This is a genomic window from Streptomyces sp. NBC_00328 (assembly GCF_036139655.1).
Taxonomy (GTDB): Bacteria; Actinomycetota; Actinomycetes; order Streptomycetales; family Streptomycetaceae; genus Streptomyces.
The window spans coordinates 217,169-234,024 of sequence record NZ_CP108013.1 but is presented as its reverse complement, the minus strand read 5'-3'; the positions used below and the strand labels follow the sequence as shown (position 1 = coordinate 234,024).

Genomic DNA, 16,856 nt, shown 5'->3' with positions numbered 1-16,856 from the left:
GTCCATTTCAACGGCTCTGGCCCGTAGTCGGTGGTGACGTCGAGTAGCCGTCCATGATCATGATCTTGTGATGGATGTCAACTCCCTTGTGGGGACGGTGTTTTCCGGGCTTTCGGCGCTGCTCGTCGAGGACGTGACGGATGGCGGTGACGCGATAGTGGTCACGGCCCGCACTCGGGATGTGGCGGTGCCGTGTCCGGTGTGCGGATCGCCGACGGCGAGGCCCATGGGTATCACCGCCGGACGGTGGTGGACGTGCCGGTCGACGGCCGCCAGGTCGTCGTTCACCTGCGCGTACGACGGCTGGCCTGCCCGATCCTGGGCTGCCGACGGCAGACCTTCCGCGAGCAGATTCCCGGACTGCTGGAGCGCCATCAGCGCCGCACGGTACGGCTGGCTGGGCAGATTGCCCAGGTGGCACGGGAGTTGTGCGGCCGGGCGGCGACCCGCCTGGCCGGCCTGCTGGCCATGCCCGTTTCCCGCAGTACCGCGCTGCACCATCTGCGGCGCCTGCCGCTGCCCCGGCGGGCGGTCCCACGGGTGATCGGAGTGGATGACTTCGCGCTCAAGCGACGTCACCGCTACGCCACCATCGTGACCAACGCCGAGACCGGCGAGCGGATCGACGTGCTGTCCGACCGCACCGCGGACACCCTGGAGAAGTGGCTGCGCGAACATCCTGGTGCCGAGGTCGTGTGCCGGGATGGATCAGGCACCTACGCCGAGGCCATCCGCCGTGCTCTGCCCGACGCAGTGCAGGTCAGCGACCGCTGGCACCTCTGGCGGAATCTCTGCGACAAGGCCCTGCTCGAAATCCGCGCGCATGCCGGCTGCTGGGCCACCATCAACCCGCCCCGCCCCGGCGGCATACGCGAGCAGACCACCCGCGAACGCTGGAACAAGATCCACGATCTCCTCGGCCAGGGCGTCGGCCTGCTCGAATGCGCCCGCCGCCTCAGCCTGGCCCTGAACACCGTCAAACGCTACGCCCGCCTGCCCGAACCCCAGGCCCTGCGCCTCACCCCCGCTTACCGACCGACCCTCGTCGACCCCTACCGCGACCACCTTCGCGAACGACGCCGGGCCGACCCCGCCGTCCCCGTCACCCACCTGCTGCGCGAGATTCAAGACCTGGGCTACACCGGCAGCGCCAATCTGCTGGTCCGCTACCTCAGCCAAGGCCGCGCCGAAGGCGACCGACCAGTCACCACGCCACGTCACGCCGGCCGTCTCCTGCTCACCGACCCCGAAAACCTGCGCCCGAAGGAAACGGCCCTGCTGGAGAAGACCCCCGCAGCCTGCCCGGAGATGACCCAACTCGCCGATCTCATACACGTCTTCGCCACCCTGCTGAAACCAGCCAAGGGAAACGACCTGAAGCTCACCGAGTGGATCACGACCGCCCGCGCCGCAGCACTGCCCCACCTGCACAGCTTCACCAACGGCCTCGAAAATGACCTGCTCGCCGTCAACGCCGGCCTCACCCTGCCCTACCACAACGGCCGCACCGAAGGCGTCAACACCCGCACCAAACGGATCATGAGGCAGATGCACGGACGCGCGGAATTCGACCTCCTCCGCCACCGCATCCTGCTCGCCTGACAGACACCCACCGTCACCACCGACTACGGGCCAGAGCCTTGTGGCGGGTGGGGGCGAAGGAGCGGGGCTGGCGCTTGCAGGAGTTGACGGTGGGGCGTGGAGGGGGCGGGTGGGGCAGTGCGGAGATCGGTCCGGCGACGCCGAGGACCGCACCGGCCGTTTTCTCGCCGGGTCCTGCCGGCTGGAGGGTGACCTGCGAGCGGAACGGGCGCGGCTCTACGCTGCCTGCAAGGCGTGGTGTCAGAATGAGGGGCCCCGGTCGTCTCGTCACGCGCCTTCGCGGCCCGGGTCCGCGAGGTGGTGGGACTGGCGTCGCCCGAGGAGATGGTCCTGTCCGGCCGGCGCACGTACTGCCCGGGCGTCGGACCGGTCGCCGACGAGGAGACGGTATGAGCGCTCTCATCGCTGAGGACGAGCTCGTTCCCGAGGCCGACTTGGTCCGGCTCGAGGGTATCGGCACGCTCGACTGCGTACGGTGGAGCCTGGACCTGTTGCCGACGCGGCGCGGCGAGCCGCTCTGCCGCCGCGGCGGACGCATGGTCGGCTGCGTGCTGCTGGGCCCCGGCGCCAAACCGTCCCGCTTTTCGGGCACCTTCCGCCGCCGGGTGTTCTGGCTGCTGCCGCACGACCGCGACACCGGCCCCGAGGGCCTGTACGCGGCCGGGGTGCCGGCCGAGGCCGTCGGTCCGCGGACACCGGCGCCGGGCGGCAAGGGGTGCAGGACCGGGCGTTCGCAGGGCGGGCCGCCGTCGTCGGCGATGCGGGAGCCGGGCGTCGCGCTGCCGTTGTAGCAGCGGGACCCGGGTGATCTGTTCTCCCGGGGGCCGTGTGCGCCTGCCGCCTCCAGTGAGGGGAAGCAGGACCGGCACCGCCGTTGCAAAGAAACCGCTCACCCGGTATATTTTTCTTCGCTCGTACGAACGAGTGAGCTGGGCAGCTCAACTCCTGCGGGGAGGAGGGACGTTGTTCGGACGGGGTGGACGCCGAGGCCCGGTGCGCTGAGCCTCCTTCGCCTCGCCGCTCGTGTACTGGTCCACGACTGGGGGAGGTCCGGGATGGTGCGCTGCGTACAAGGGCAAGTGGTGATCGTCGGCGGGGGGCCCGTGGGGATGCTCCTCGCCTGTGAACTGGCGGGGCAGGGAGTGCGCACCGTGGTGGTCGAGTCGCGGACCGCCGTCTCCCGGTGCCCCAAAGCGAGCACACTGCACGCCCGCGCGGTGCAGAGTCTCGTGCGGCGCGGACATCTCACCGGGCTCGTGACCGAAGGGGAGGGCGACGGCCCGGCGCCGGTCAGCAGCCCGTTCCACTTCGCCGGCATCCCGGGGCTGGCCATCTCGGCCCCGCCCGCCGAGCCGCAGCCGATCCTGAAGTGCTCACAGGAAGAACTCGAGCGCCACTTCGAGGGGCGGGCCCGGGCCGCCGGCGCGCGGATCCTGCGCGGACACCGGGTGGCGGAGGTACGGCAGGGGCCGGGCGGCGTGAGCGTCACCGCGCAGGGGCCGGGCGGCGCGGTGCTCTGCACGGGCAGCTACCTCGTGGGAGCCGACGGGGCGCGCAGCCTCGTACGCCGTCAGGCGGGCTTCGCCTCCCGCACCTACCCCGCCACCATCTCGGCGATGGCGGGCGACGTCCGCGTCGGGGAGGGCGTGGGCCTGGAGGCGGGGTGGCACCGCACCGAGCGTGGCTGGGTCGTCGCCAAGCACGTGGGAGGCGGAACGGTCCGCCTGCGGACTCTCAACTGCCAGGGCGCGCATACCCGGCGCGATCTGCCGCTCCTGCTGGAAGAGCTGCACCGCGAGGTCAACTGGATCACCGGAGGGGGCATCGCGATGCGCGATCCCAGGTGGCTGAGCAGGTTCAGCGACTTCTCCCGGCTGGTCGCCTCCTACCGCAAGGGGCGCATCCTGCTGGCCGGGGACGCCGCGCACGTGCACTTCCCGATCGGTGGCCAGGGGCTGAGCACCGGACTGCTCGACGCCGTCAACCTCGGCTGGAAGCTCGCGCTCACGGTACGCGGCAGGGCGGGCGCGGGGCTGCTCGACACCTACGACCGGGAGCGCCGGCCCGCAGCCCAGCGGGTGATCGACAACACGCGCGCCCAGCTCGCCCTGATGCGGCCCGGCCCCGAACTCGACCCGCTGCGCGCCCTGTTCGGCGAGCTGCTGGCCGGGGGAGGGGAGAGCGGTGTGCTGGCCTCCATGGTCAGTGCCCAGGACACCGTGCTGCCCGCGCGCGCCGCGGACTCCTCTCCCTGGGAAGGGACGTTTCTGCGCAACGCCGTCCTGCGGACCCGGGAAGGCACGGCCGATGTGATCGGCCTGCTGCGCGAGGGGTCCCCGCTGCTGCTGCTCTTCGGCGACAGGGGCGGCAGCGGCGGCTATGCCGAGCAGGCCCGGGGCTGGGCCGGGCTGGTGCGGGTGGTGCATGCCGAGCCGGTGCCTCAACTGCCCTGCGACGCCCTGCTGGTGCGGCCCGACGGCTACATCGCCTGGGCGTCGGGGGCCGACGGGCCGGCCGCCGCCCTGACGGCGTACTTCGGCCGGGGCGCGGGAGCGCAGGCCGCCGGTGTCCTCGCCGGGGCGGTCAGCTGACGGGTGCCGGCTCGAGCTCGGGGTGCAGAGCCTGCAGCTCGGCGTAGACCGCGGCCCCCCTGGTCGCGGTGAGGTCCACCGAGGCGAGGACGGACGGAAGGACCACACTGGGCAGCACATGGCGCAGCAAGGCGCTGACCCTGGGGGGCAGGTCCTGGTAATTGCACACAGCCTGGGACATGGCCTGGACGCCGGCGAAGGCTGCCACCAGGACGTCGGCGGTCTCGCCCGACACCACATGGGGCAGCAGCTCGCCCTGGGCCTTGGCCTTGTCCAGCAGTTCGACCCCCACTTCGCTCCAGCGCAGGAAAGGTCCGCTGCGGTCGAGCCCCTGGGCCTGCTGGTCGAGCGACAGGCGGACGCCCGCCCGGACCATGGGGTCCGTCTGCAGGCGGTAGGCGTGCAGGACCACGGTGTCCACCAGCTGCTGCACCATGCAGGCGCGCTCGGGGATGGGCACGTTGAGGTCCTGGGCGTGCAGGACGCCCTCGGCGAGGTGTTCCTTCGAGGGGAAGTGGAAGTACAGGGCTCCCTTGGTCACTCCGGCGCTGGCGAGGATCTCGCTGACGGTCGCCGCCTGGTAGCCGCGTTCCTCGAAGATCCTGGCTGCCGACGAGAGGATCGCGTGCCGGGTCCGGACCGCCCGCTCCTGCTTCGCCATGCCGGCCTCCTCCTGTCGATGAGCCCGGAGACCCAATAAAAAAACCGTCCAGTTTGTATATTACAGCTGTTTGGTGTTTGCGTACCCCCTTCCAGCCGTACGACATTCAATCAGTTGTGGAAAAGCATCGCCGGAGGAGCAGGAGTCCATGGACGGATCGCATGACGGCGTGGCCTCGGCGGGCGAAGGAGACCCCCGGTGATCCTGGTGACCGGGGCGACGGGGACGGTGGGCCGGGAACTGCTCGGGCGGCTTGCGCCCGGCCGGCGTGTCCGCATCATGGCCAGGCATCCCGCGAAGGTGGCCGGGGCGGCCGCGACGGCGGAGACGGTCGCCGGGGACTACAGGGATCCGCGATCGTTGGCCAGGGCGCTGGACGGCATACGGACGGCGTTCCTCGTCACGACCAGCGTCGCCGGTGACGACGACGACCGGTTCGTCCGCGCGGCACGAACGGCCAAAGTGCAACGGGTGGTGAAGCTCTCCGCCGCCACGGTGCTGGACGAGCAGGCCGATGATCTCATCACCCGTTGGCAGCGCGCCAACGAGGATCTGCTGCGCGCCTCCGGCCTGGAGTGGACCCTGCTGCGCCCGCGCGCGTTCACCTCCAACGCCCTGTCGTGGGCGCCGTCCGTCCGGTCCGCGCGCACCGTTCGCGCGCTGCACGGGACCTCGGGCAACGCCTGTGTGGACCCGAGGGACGTCGCGGAGGTCGCCGCACGCGTCCTGACCGAGGAGGGGCACGCCGGCCGCGCCTACACGCTGACCGGACCCGAGGCCGTCACCGCGGTCGGGCAGACGCAGCAGCTCGGCCGGCTGCTGGGCGTCCCGCTGCGTTTCGAGGAACTCACCCCGGACGACGCGCGCGCCGCACTCGCACGCCGTTATCCGGCGCCGGTGGTCGAAGCGCTGCTGGAGAGCGCGGAACGCCAGCGCGCAGGCGCGAAGGCCGGGGTGGAGGACACCGTCGGCACACTGACCGGCCGCCCGGCGGGCACGTTCGGTGCGTGGGCCGAGGACCATCTGGCGGCTTTCGCACCGGGCGGGTGACCGGCGGGCGGACCCGAGTGGCATCCGCTTCCCCCAAAGAGCTGCGGCCTCCCCGGGGGAAGCGGATGCCCGAGGGCGGTCACCGGAGGGGCGGGGCCATGGTCACGGTGCACCGGAACACGGTCGCCCCGCCCTGCCGGCCGGTGACGAGCACGGTCCTCGCGCCCTCCTCGCCCGTCCCCGAAACCAGGCACGCCTCGATCGCACAGGGGGCGTCCAGCTCGACGTACCGCAGGAACTCGCTGGCGACGGCGAGCGGCAGGCGGGCGTGTCCCAGGGTCGCCGCCGCGGCCTGGCGGGCGGCCTCGAGGAGCAGCATGCCGGGCACGTGGTCGACCATGTGGTCGAAGAGCACGGGGTGGCGGGTGTCCACCCTCAGCTGCCACCGGTCCGGCTCGCCGACGGGGGAGAGGACCACGTCCATGGGGGACATGCGCCCGACGGTCTGCGGTGGCTCCGGGGCCGTCAGCGGGAGGACGCGCGCGCAGCCGGGGTCGCGGACGGCACGCAGCCGCTGGTGGATCCGGGGGGCGATGCACGTCAGCGTGCCGCCTCCGGTCGCGACGAGGTCGCCGTCGCGGTAGATCTCCACCTCGATGCGGAACCCCGTCACCTCGCCGCGGCGCTCCTTCACGTCACGGCACCTGACGTCGAGTTCGAGCGAGGCGGGAGTTCCGTTGACGCGCAGATGCGCAGGCCGTACCGCCACGCTGAGATCGCTCACGAGGAAGTGGTGGCCGAACGGGACCCCGTACTCGGCGTGCGCCAGGAGCAAGCCGCTCTGGCGGATCGTCTCGGCGGCGATCAACGGGTCGTGGCAGCCGTCGACGTTCGTGAAGAAGCTGTGCCCGCGAGGCCACTGGGCGGCCAGGGCGAAGTGGTGATCGCCCCTGCGCGCCCAGTCGGTCAGCATGACCTCGGCGACGCTCGCGCGGTGAACGAGTTCCTTGGGAACAGTACTGGTCAGAGGCTGGAGGGCGAGGACGCCGCCTCCTGCGGGGGCTGCATGGCCCCCCAGACCCGTCATGCCGGGTATCACGCGGTTCATGCGGTACGTACTCGTAGACATGGTTCCCCCGAGCCGCCTAGGCCTTGGCCTGAATGTGGGTGCTGGATCCCCGAGGACATGGAAGATACATACCACCCGGTTTAATTTCTAGAAGGAATGCGAAGTTCCAATGTGCAATATGTGGACCGAGTAGTTCCAAATATGCAGAGGAGTGCCCGTATCCCTTCATGTCGACCCGAAACGGGCAAGCCGTCCGCGGTCGCGGCGCCGTGGACCACCTGCGGTCCACGGGGTGTGCGGGAGGCGTCACCCGCCCGCCCCTCGAGTCGCCCTCGAGCGGACTGTCCGACGGTGTCTTTCGGGGAAAGGGAAAGACCCTGATCAAGGCAGGTCGTCGGCGGCCGGGCGAAGCGAACCGGCCGTGGTCCGGGTGTTGCCCCGCCGCGGGAAGGCGCGGTGGCCGTGGGTGGGGAGGCGCCGGTGGCCGGATTTCGTCGACGGCTGGATCCGCGTCCCGGCGCATCGGAAAACAGCGCCGAAGCGGCACTGGCTTCGCTGTATCTTCGCAGGTAAAATAGAGACCGCGTGTGCGGTTTGTTATCATCGTCCTCGTCGGCCGGGCCGCGAAGGTCCATGAGTGAGGAGCGCAAGTCCGATCCCATGGGCCCGTGTCGCGCGGCTCGGTGGGCGGCCGCGCCGACCACCCGGACACGCCTGCGGGTACGCGCCCGGTCCCTCGCGGGGCCTCGTGCGAACCGCGCCGGTCTGTCTTCCCGTGTGCACGCGCGGGCGCGGCAACCCGCCCCCGGCAGGCGCCGCACGAGCAGGCACGAACGTGAGAGCCGGTCCGCTGTGCGGCCGGCCGACCGCAGTCAGGGGAGATCCGTCGATGGTGAAGCAGGAGCGTGCCGCGCGCACGCGCGAGTCCTTGGTGCGAGCGGCGGCCGAGGTGTTCGCACGAGACGGCTTCGCTGTGGCCTCGCTCACCTCCATCAGCAGGAGGGCCGGAGTGAGCAATGGTGCGCTGCACTTCCACTTCGAGAGCAAGCAGGCCCTGGCGCGCGGGGTCGAGGACGAGGCGGCCGCCGTGGTCCGTGCGATCGCCGCCTCGGCGCAGACGGGCAGCCCCGATCCGCTGCAGCGGCTCATCGACGCCACCCATGCCCTGATGGAGCGGCTGGACCAGGACGTCGTGGTCCGGGCCGGCTTCGAGTTGGGCAGCGGCCCGCCGCGCCGCGACAGGGCCGTGGATCTGCGCGGACAGTGGCAGAGCTGGGTCGAGGAGGTGCTCGAGGACGCCGAGCGCGAAGGCGTCCTCGCCCAGGGGGTGTCCGCCGCCGATGCCTCGGTCACGGTGGTGGCGGCGACCGTCGGTTTCGAGCAGCTCGGCGCGGACGACCGTACGTGGACGTCGGCGCAGACGCTGGTGCAGTTCTGGGATCTGTTGCTGCCCCGGCTGGCCTCGGCCGACGTCCTGAGCGGGCTGAAGCCCGGTGGTGCGACGGCCGCGGCGTCCCGCCCGGGATAGACGGCGCGTGCAGTCCCGCCCGGACCCGGCCGGGACCGCTCCCTCGACGCGGCGGTCCTGTGCCGGGACAAACTGCTGCGCGACGAGGTACTGCCGGTGCTCGCCGCCGCGTTCGGCCGGCTGCGGCACGGCACTGCCTCGCCCGCCGAGTCCCTCGGCTGCGGCGAGCGTCGCCAACGCGAGGGACGCCTCCGGACACCCCGCAAACGCATCGAGACGGGCGTTGGCGAGGACCGGGAGGGGCGAGAGCTCCGGCTGAGGAGGCGGCTCGGCAATCAGCGCAGCAGAGCCGCAACGCTCTCCCGAACGCGTCGAACAAAACCCGGCCACCAGCCGCGCTGGACATCGCGACGCACGGACAGACGTGCGGTCCAGCCATCCTGTAGCAGGCCTCAAGGGATTGAGTCTCGTTGACATCCTCCCCCTCTTGAAAGAGGGGGATTCCAACCCAAAGGGGTTGAGGTTCACGGGCGTTCGGACGGCCGGTGGCCGTTGTCGCCCCTCCGGCACCGGCTGTGCGCCGGGGGCGGGGGATCCCGCCCTGTCCTGCCGCGACGTTGACTGATGCGTTCTTGTCGGCGTTGCAGGTGAAGCCGCAGGAGGAACAGACGGACTCGGCTTGGCTATTGCGCGAGTTCTTGTCGATTTCTTCGCGCGGTCAGTCGAACGGGGCGGCCCGCAGGGTCGAGGTGAACACGGGCCGGCCCTCCTGGCGGCCCGTGACGAGAACCGTCTCCGGGTCCTCGGGCGCGGCCTTGGGCAGGCGCAGGGCCTCGATCAGGCAGGGCAGGTCCAGCTCCACGTACCTCATGAAGGCGCAGTCGAGGCCGAGCGGCAGGATCGAGGGTCTGTCCAGGACCGCGGTCGCCGCCTGGCGGGCGGCCTCGAGGAGCACCATGCCCGGAGCGTGGTCGGCCTGGTGGTCGAAGAGGGTGGGGTGGCAGGTGTCCACGCGCAGTTGCCAGCGGTCCGGCTCGCCGGTGGGGGAGAGGACCACGTCGGTGGGTGAGAAGCGCCCCACGGCGGCCGGGGCCACCGGAGCCGTCGGCGGGAGGGGGCGGTCCCCGGCGTCGAGGACGCGCTGCGGACGCAGCCGCCGGTACACGGCCGGAGTGATGGTGCTGAAGGAGATCCGTCCCGACGCGGCGAGCCGCCTCTCGCGCAGCACCCTGGTCTCGACACACATGCCGGCCAGCCGGTGGCCTCGCTTTTTGATCTTCGAACAGGTGACGTCGAGGTCCAGTGCGGCGGGCGTCCCGCCGACCCGTATCTCCTCGGGACGCACGGTGAAGGCCAGCTCGTCCAGCAGGAACTGGTGGGCGAAGGGAACGCCGAACTCGGCGTGGGCGAGCAGGGCACCGGCCTGGCAGATCGTTTCAGCGGCGATCAGCGGGTCGTGGTGGGTTCCGTTCACGGGAGTGAAGAAGCTGTGGCCCCGCGGCCATTGGGCGGTCATCGCGAAGTGGGCGTCGCCCAGGCGCTGCCAGCCGGTGAGCACGACCTCGGCGACGGCTGCCCGGTGCACCAGTTCCCTGGGGACCGTGGTGGTCAGGTGCCCGTGAAGCGGTTCGGTCGACCGGAAAGGTGACTGAGCGGCTTGCGTCGTCGTGTGCTCGATCGACGGACCTTCGAACCGGAACGTGCTCGCGTTCATCGCTCCCCCTGAAACGAGACGGAGATGGCTGTGGAGGAAAATAGGGGGCAACCGGTTTGGTTTCCAGAGGAATCGGAGCCTCCGTACGGGATCGTTCGCCGTCGCCGCCCGCGGTCGGTGGCACCGCTGTGCGCAGCCCGCCCCTTCTCCGGCTCACAGCGTGGGTGGCGGTTCGGGCCGCCTGCTCCGGCGCCTCTTGAGCGGCACTGAAGTGCCTCTGTAGCGCGGTACCGGACGGTGGCCGGAACCGAGAGGAGCGGACATGGGTGAAGCGGACGTCACACCCCTCGCGCTGCGGGTCGAGCGCGGACGGGCCGACGATGACGAACTCGCCGCGGTGGCCGTCGTGCTGTGCTCACTGCTGGCCGGGCGGACGGCGGTGACCTGTGAGCAGGAGCCGCTTCCCGCCGTCCCGTCGTGGCGCCGTCCCGAGGACCCCGGCGGCGAGTGGCGTTCCCCGTACGGCTGGCGATAGAGCCATGAGCGCCGGCCGCGAATCGGCAGGCGCTTTTTCCAACGCTGATTCACGCGCGTGCCAGCCCTCACCTCATGTAAACCGCATAGCGGTTTGTCGACTGGGTGCAGTCCGGCCGCGCTCATGAGGGAGGCAGGCACAGTGACAGTCCTCAATGACATTCTCCAAGTGACCGCCGAGCCTTCGGACGCGCGCGGCCGGGTGGCGGAACTGCACGCGATCCGTGCGGAGGCGCTGCGCGGCCCCAGTGAGAAGGCGACCGAGGCGCAGCACGCCAAGGGCAAGCTGACCGCCCGGGAGCGCATCGAGCTGCTGCTGGACGCGGGCTCGTTCCGGGAGGTCGAGCAGCTGCGCCGGCACCGGGCGACGGGTTTCGGCCTGGAGGCCAAGAGGCCGTACACGGACGGTGTGATCACCGGCTGGGGCACGGTCGAGGGCCGTACGGTCTTCGTGTACGCCCATGACTTCCGGATCTTCGGCGGCGCGCTGGGTGAGGCGCACGCCACGAAGATCCACAAGATCATGGACATGGCCATCGCGGCCGGCGCGCCGCTGGTGTCCCTGAACGACGGCGCGGGCGCCCGTATCCAGGAGGGCGTCTCCGCGCTGGCCGGCTACGGCGGCATCTTCCAGCGCAACACCAAGGCCTCCGGGGTCATCCCGCAGATCTCGGTGATGCTGGGCCCGTGCGCCGGCGGCGCGGCCTACTCCCCGGCGCTGACGGACTTCGTGTTCATGGTCCGGGAGACCTCGCAGATGTTCATCACGGGCCCGGACGTGGTCCGTGCGGTGACCGGCGAGGAGATCACCCAGAACGGCCTCGGCGGCGCCGACGTGCACGCCGGCACCTCGGGCGTGGCGCACTTCGCGTACGACGACGAGGAGACCTGCATCCTTGAGGTCCGCTACCTGCTCTCCATGCTTCCGCAGAACAACCGCGAGTACCCGCCGCGCGCGGAGTCCGCGGACCCGGCCGACCGCCGCAGCGAGGTGCTGCTGGACCTGGTTCCGGCCGATGGCAACCGCCCGTACGACATGGCCAAGGTGATCGAGGAGCTCGTCGACGACGGCGACTACCTGGAGGTCCACGAGCGCTGGGCGCGCAACATCATCTGCGCCCTGGGGCGGCTGGGCGGCCAGGTGGTCGCCCTGGTGGCCAATCAGCCGCAGTCGCTGGCCGGTGTGCTCGACATCGAGGCCTCGGAGAAGGCCGCGCGGTTCGTCCAGATGTGCGACGCCTTCAACATCCCGATCATCACGCTGCTGGACGTGCCCGGCTTCCTGCCCGGTGTCGGACAGGAGCACGGCGGCATCATCCGCCACGGCGCCAAACTGCTGTACGCGTACTGCAACGCCACCGTCCCGCGGATATCGCTGATCCTGCGCAAGGCCTACGGCGGCGCCTACATCGTCATGGACTCCCAGTCCATCGGCGCCGACCTGACCTACGCGTGGCCCACCAACGAGATCGCGGTGATGGGCGCCGAGGGTGCCGCCAACGTCATCTTCCGCAAGCAGATCGCCGAGGCCGAAGACCCCGAGGCCATGCGCGAGCGCATGGTCAAGGAGTACAAGGCCGAGCTGATGCACCCCTATTACGCCGCTGAGCGCGGCCTGGTCGACGATGTCATCGACCCGGCCCAGACCCGCGAGGTCCTCATCAACTCGCTGGCGATGCTCCGCAGCAAACACGCGGACCTGCCCTCTCGCAAGCACGGCAATCCCCCGCAGTGACGGAGCACTCGATGGCCGAACAAGAACGTGCGGTGCGAACGCGGGAGAGGCTGATCGGATCCGCCGCCGAGACCTTCTGCCGCGAGGGCTTCGCGGTGGCGTCCCTCTTCGTGATCAGCGCACAGGCCGGAGTGGGCAGCGGAGCGCTGCACTTCCACTTCGCCGGCAAGGCGGCCCTGGCCGACGCCGTGGAGAGCGCCGCGCTGGACCGGTTGCGGATCATCGCCGGGGTGGCGTCGCGGGAGGGGGCGGGCCGGCTCCAGTGCCTGGTCGATGTGACCCACGGGCTCGCCCTCGGGCTGCGCGGGGACGTGGTGCTGCGGGCGGGTTTCGGGCTGGGCCGCGACACGGCCCGTGTGACGCCCGGCGGTCTGCGTGAGCACTGGCGGTGCTGCGTCGAGGAGGCCGTGGCGGAGGCCGGGAAGGCGCGGGAGCTGCGGCCGGGGGTGGCGCCGGAGAACGCCGTGACCGCGGTGGTGGCCGCGACCGCGGGCTTCGAGGCGCTCGGCTCCCGGGAAGAGGTCTGGCTCATGCCGCGTACGATCGCCCGCTTCTGGGAGCTGCTGCCGGCGCTGGCGGCAGGGGACCGCCTCGCGGCGTTGGAACCGGAAGGATCATCCGGCGACTAGGAAAGACCAGGCGGTTTGTTTCCGCTCGCTGATGAAATCTCGACCCCGGCTGCCCATGTACCGCGTTTCATCAGGTGAGGGCAGGTGCGGCAGATGGCCCCTGCTCTTCGCGAAGAGCAGGGGCCGGGGCCGCTTGCGTGCGGCAGTGGGGAAGGTTTCGGACATGTCGTGGTGACCCTCTTTCGCCGGTGTTCGGCTGGATCGGTGCGCCGACTTGCCTGGAAATACAGGTCAATTGGCGCCCGGATGGGAGCAGCTGGGGTGGTCATGGAGTCAATGAGTGGCTGGAAATAGTCTGCCAGACCCCCCAGATGGGCATCTGGGATTGACAAACCGACCGTGCTGTTTTTTTATCAAGGGGTCCGGTTGGCTGCACACCCGGGCCCCGGCAGCGGGAAACGCGGGAAACGCGCAGGCCGGGAACGGCTCCAGGCGACCTTTGGGGAAAACGTGGACATCGAAGTGCTTGGTGCGCTGTCCGTTCATGAAAACGGGGTGTCGATCACGCTGACGGCACCCAAGCCGCGGCAGGTCCTGGCCCTGCTCGCGCTCCACGCCGACCATGCGGTCCCTGTGGCCACGCTGATCGAGGAGTTGTGGGAGCAGAACCCGCCGCGCAGTGCGCGCACCACGTTGCAGACGTACGTCCTGCAACTGCGCGAGCTCATCGGCGTGGCACTGGCGTACGGCGAGAACGAGCGCTGCACCCCGAAGGACATTCTGGCCACTCTCCCCGGCGGCTACCGCCTGGAGACCCGTGGCGGAAGCGTCGACTACCGGGAGTTCGAGCGCAGGGCCGGTGCCGGCTACCGGGCGATGGACGCCGACGACTACCAGGGCGCCGCGCGCCGGCTGGCGGACGCGCTCTCGCTGTGGACCGGTCCCGCGCTCACCGACGTACAGGCCGGGAGCCGGATCGAGACGGAGGTCAGGCGCCTGGAGGAGCTGCGCCTGTGCGCGCTCGACCAGCGCATCGAGGCGGATCTGCGCCTGGGCCGCCACCGCGAGCTGCTGTCGGAGCTGACCGTCCTGGTCAAGCAGTACCGCCTGCACGAGAGCCTGCACGGTCAGTTCATGCTGGCGCTGCACCGCTCGGGCCGACGCGGCGAGGCGCTCAACGTCTACCAGCGGCTGCGCACCATGCTCGTCTCCGAGCTGGGCCTTGAGCCCTCGGCCGCGCTGAGCAGGCTGCAGCGCTCCATCCTGATGGCGCACCCCGAGAGTGCGGCCCCGCCCAAGGCGACTCTCCCGGTGACCGCTCCGGCGGGGGCCGGCGGCGGGCGGCTCGTGGCGCGGACGAACTGACCGCCCTGGCCTCGCGGCAGCCGGCGGCATGACCACTGAAGCCCTTCTCCCGACCCCTCGAACGGGGGGTCGGGAGAAGGGCTTCAGTGCTGTGCGCGGGGCGTCGAGGGCGGCCGTCAGCGGCTCGCCGCGCGGTCCGTGGCCAGCTGCTCGAAGCGGTCGGTCAGTTCTCGCTGCTGCCGGCTCAGGACCTCGATCTGGTGGCGCAGCCGGGCCACCTCGGCGCCCAGCGGGTGCAGGCCCGCCGCCCCCTCCGTTTCTCCGGTTTCTCCGAGTGCCGGGTCCTGCCGGTGGCGGATCGACTCCATACGGCCGCGCAGTACGGGCCCTGGCTCCACTCCGAGGTCGTGCACGAGCCGGCGTCGCGCCCGGTCGTAGACGCCCAGTGCCTCGGCCTGGCGCCCGCACTGGTACAGCGCGGTCATGAGCAGCTCGTAGAACCGTTCACGTAGCGGGTGAGAGGCCGTCAGCTCCGCCAGCTCGCCGGCGACCTCCCCGGCCCGGCCGGCCCGCAGGCAGGCGTCGTACAGCGTCTCCAGGGTGATCAGCCGGCTCTCCTCCAGCAGCGATGCCTCGGTCGAGCAGATGGTGCCGCGGCCCGCGCCCTCCAGCGCGGGGCCGCGCCACAGCGCCAGCGCCTCGCGCAGGACCTCGGCCGAACGGGCCGGGTCGGTGGCGGCCAGCGAGCGGCCCCGGGCCGTGAGGTGGTGGAAGCGCTGGGCGTCGGTGCCGGCCCGGCCCAGGCGCAGTACGTAGCCCAGCGGGCGGGTCACGAGCCACTCGTGGTGGCTCTCGCCGGAACCGGAACCGGAACCGGGTGCGGGGACGGGCAGCAGCCGGCGCAGCCGGGCGATATGGGTCTGGAGGGCATTGGCGGCGTTGGCGGGCGGATGTTCACCCCACAATTCGTCGACGAGCCGGTCCGGGGAAACGACCTGGCCGGCCTTCACGACGAGCGTACCCAAAAGGGCGCGCTGCTTGGCGCCGGCCGGCGTGATCCGCATATCGGCGCGCTCGCCGAAGACCTGGACGGGACCCAGGATCCCAAACTCCATCTCATCCTCGCACGGGGAGAGTCGGCAAGTACGCGGCCGTAGATCCGTATTCGGCATTCACTCAGAAATGGCCGCGGACAGATCCTTTCGCTCTTACCGGACTCTAGGCGCTTCTCGGCGCCAGCGGAGGATTTGTCAGCCGTACGCGGGGAGTCGTGGAGTGTTCCTTGAGGGGGATTCAGGTGCCTCGCGTTTTCACGGCTGGTCGCCGGTCAGGTCCGGAAAGCCTACCTGCACCCCGCGCCGATGCCAGGCGCTCAGCAGTCGCAGCAGGGTCTTCGGATCGGGCAGGCCCTGCAGCCCGGGCGGGCCTGCAGCCCGGGCTGCAGGGCCTGCGGCCTGGTCCCGGGCGAGTCGGTTCAGCAGCCCGCGGGTGAGCGGGTCGGCGCTGCGCGCCGTCGAATCCGTTGCCATGGCCGGAAACCTAACAGCGCCGCCTAGGGCGCCGGAAGAGAACTCGGTCGGCCGATATGGGCCTTTACATGACACGCCGGTGTTTTCTCGGCGCTGTGTCGGCTGCCTGTGCGCCGGGTCCGGCGGCCCCATTGGAAGGTCGCTCAAGACGCACTCAATTTCTGCATATGCGACGGTCGGGGGAGGATATGGTGCCACTCGTCCGCCGTCGACGGAAAAGACAAGAAGGGCCGGAAGGCGACACTATTGAAAACTCGAACACCGACTTGTTGCCGAAGTCGGCCGGCAAAGTGCGGAGGGGAATAATGAAGATCAAGGTCCTGGGTCCGTTGAATGTCGAAGTCAACGGTATATCGGTCGTCCCGACTGCGGGCAAGCCGCGCCAGATCCTGGCGCTGCTCGCGCTCTACCCGGGCAGGGTGGTGCCCGTGTCCACGCTGATGGAAGAGATCTGGGGCACCCACCTGCCACAGAGCGCGCTGACCACGCTTCAGACCTACATCCTCCAGCTGCGTCGCCGACTGGGCACCGCCATGGGCCCGGACGCGCCCGGCTCGGCCAAGGACGTGCTCGCCACCCGGTACGGCGGCTACCTGCTCCAGATCCCGGCCGAGGCGGTCGACGTGCGCGCGTACGAGTGCCTGGTGGCGGAGGGGCAGCAGGCGCACGAGGACGGCGAGGACGCCCGGGTGGCCAAGTGTCTGCGCGCGGCACTGGACCTGTGGGAGGGGCCCGCGCTGGTGGACGTACGCGTCGGCCCGATCCTCGACATCGAGGTGATGCGGCTGGAGGAGAGCCGCCTCGTGGCCCGCGAGCGCCGCATCGACGCCGACCTGCGGCTGGGCCGGCACATCGAACTCATCGCCGAGCTCACCGACCTGATCGCCCGCCACCCCCAGCACGAAGGGCTGCACTCGCAGGCGATGGTCGCGCTCTACCGGTCGGGCCGGCAGGCCAGCGCGCTCGACGTCTACCGCCGGATGCGCCAGCGGCTGATCGCCGAGCTCGGCGTGGAGCCCTCGCCGCAACTCCAGCGGCTGCACCAGGCGATGCTCGCCGTCGACCCGCGCCTGGACGTGGCCAGCGGGCCGCGGCGCACCTCGACCTTCGATCTGTACGCAGCCTGAATCGAGCACCACTCAAGCCACA

The 16,856-nt window shown here is 70.7% G+C and carries 14 protein-coding genes and 1 pseudogene; 10 read left to right on the top strand and 5 right to left on the bottom strand.

Translation table 11 applies throughout. The features are described 5' to 3' along the window. Positions 1 to 70: 70 nt before the first annotated feature. The 3 genes and pseudogenes from OG485_RS01010 to OG485_RS01000 all read left to right on the top strand — a co-directional run bounded on the left by OG485_RS01010 (position 71) and on the right by OG485_RS01000 (position 4,193). Positions 71 to 1,602: pseudogene (locus tag OG485_RS01010) on the top strand (ISL3 family transposase). A gap of 389 nt (positions 1,603 to 1,991) precedes the next feature. Then, the gene (locus OG485_RS01005; protein ID WP_328663487.1) at positions 1,992 to 2,393 is read left to right on the top strand and encodes a DUF6009 family protein; all 402 of its coding nucleotides are present in this window, start codon (positions 1,992 to 1,994) and stop codon (positions 2,391 to 2,393) included. A 264-nt stretch (positions 2,394 to 2,657) separates the two neighbouring features. Then, a complete protein-coding gene (locus tag OG485_RS01000; protein WP_328663485.1) occupies positions 2,658 to 4,193 on the top strand; it encodes an FAD-dependent monooxygenase in 1,536 nt (511 codons plus the stop codon). On the opposite strand, the gene OG485_RS00995 is transcribed toward OG485_RS01000, so the two are convergent. Beyond that, entirely contained in the window at positions 4,186 to 4,854 is a 669-nt protein-coding gene (locus tag OG485_RS00995; protein WP_328663484.1) for a ScbR family autoregulator-binding transcription factor, read from the bottom strand. The genes OG485_RS01000 and OG485_RS00995 overlap by 8 nt on opposite strands. A gap of 198 nt (positions 4,855 to 5,052) precedes the next feature. Here OG485_RS00995 and OG485_RS00990 point away from each other — a divergent pair, with 198 nt between their 5' ends. Continuing rightward, entirely contained in the window at positions 5,053 to 5,904 is an 852-nt protein-coding gene (locus OG485_RS00990; protein WP_328663482.1) for an NAD(P)H-binding protein, read from the top strand. 79 nt (positions 5,905 to 5,983) lie between these two features. On the opposite strand, the gene OG485_RS00985 is transcribed toward OG485_RS00990, so the two are convergent. After that, positions 5,984 to 6,973, bottom strand: coding sequence for a ScbA/BarX family gamma-butyrolactone biosynthesis protein (locus OG485_RS00985; protein WP_328663480.1), 990 nt, complete (start codon positions 6,971 to 6,973; stop codon positions 5,984 to 5,986). Between the two features lie 829 nt (positions 6,974 to 7,802). On the opposite strand from OG485_RS00985, the gene OG485_RS00980 reads away from it, so the two are divergent. Then, positions 7,803 to 8,441, top strand: coding sequence for a ScbR family autoregulator-binding transcription factor (locus OG485_RS00980; RefSeq protein WP_326783046.1), 639 nt, complete (start codon positions 7,803 to 7,805; stop codon positions 8,439 to 8,441). A gap of 658 nt (positions 8,442 to 9,099) precedes the next feature. On the opposite strand, the gene OG485_RS00975 is transcribed toward OG485_RS00980, so the two are convergent. Beyond that, the gene (locus tag OG485_RS00975; RefSeq protein ID WP_328663478.1) at positions 9,100 to 10,095 is read right to left on the bottom strand and encodes a ScbA/BarX family gamma-butyrolactone biosynthesis protein; all 996 of its coding nucleotides are present in this window, start codon (positions 10,093 to 10,095) and stop codon (positions 9,100 to 9,102) included. A 262-nt stretch (positions 10,096 to 10,357) separates the two neighbouring features. On the opposite strand from OG485_RS00975, the gene OG485_RS00970 reads away from it, so the two are divergent. From OG485_RS00970 to OG485_RS00955, 4 genes are all read left to right on the top strand, one after another. After that, entirely contained in the window at positions 10,358 to 10,570 is a 213-nt protein-coding gene (locus OG485_RS00970; RefSeq protein WP_326783044.1) for an acyl-CoA carboxylase subunit epsilon, read from the top strand. 123 nt (positions 10,571 to 10,693) lie between these two features. After that, the gene (locus tag OG485_RS00965) at positions 10,694 to 12,304 is read left to right on the top strand and encodes an acyl-CoA carboxylase subunit beta (RefSeq protein WP_443048637.1); all 1,611 of its coding nucleotides are present in this window, start codon (positions 10,694 to 10,696) and stop codon (positions 12,302 to 12,304) included. An 11-nt stretch (positions 12,305 to 12,315) separates the two neighbouring features. Further along, entirely contained in the window at positions 12,316 to 12,933 is a 618-nt protein-coding gene (locus OG485_RS00960) for a ScbR family autoregulator-binding transcription factor (protein WP_328663473.1), read from the top strand. Positions 12,934 to 13,383: 450 nt separating this feature from the next. Continuing rightward, positions 13,384 to 14,238, top strand: coding sequence for an AfsR/SARP family transcriptional regulator (locus OG485_RS00955; protein WP_326783041.1), 855 nt, complete (start codon positions 13,384 to 13,386; stop codon positions 14,236 to 14,238). Positions 14,239 to 14,354: 116 nt separating this feature from the next. Here OG485_RS00955 and OG485_RS00950 read toward each other — a convergent pair whose 3' ends face one another. Together OG485_RS00950 and OG485_RS00945 are read right to left on the bottom strand one after the other, a co-directional pair. Continuing rightward, complete coding sequence (locus tag OG485_RS00950; protein WP_326783040.1) at positions 14,355 to 15,293, bottom strand: AfsR/SARP family transcriptional regulator; 939 nt, start codon at positions 15,291 to 15,293, stop codon at positions 14,355 to 14,357. 195 nt (positions 15,294 to 15,488) lie between these two features. Next, positions 15,489 to 15,707 (bottom strand): hypothetical protein, encoded by a 219-nt coding sequence (locus OG485_RS00945; RefSeq protein WP_328663469.1) that lies wholly within the window; start codon positions 15,705 to 15,707, stop codon positions 15,489 to 15,491. Positions 15,708 to 16,012: 305 nt separating this feature from the next. Here OG485_RS00945 and OG485_RS00940 point away from each other — a divergent pair, with 305 nt between their 5' ends. Beyond that, the gene (locus OG485_RS00940) at positions 16,013 to 16,834 is read left to right on the top strand and encodes an AfsR/SARP family transcriptional regulator (protein WP_326783038.1); all 822 of its coding nucleotides are present in this window, start codon (positions 16,013 to 16,015) and stop codon (positions 16,832 to 16,834) included. The last annotated feature ends 22 nt before the right edge of the window (positions 16,835 to 16,856 follow it).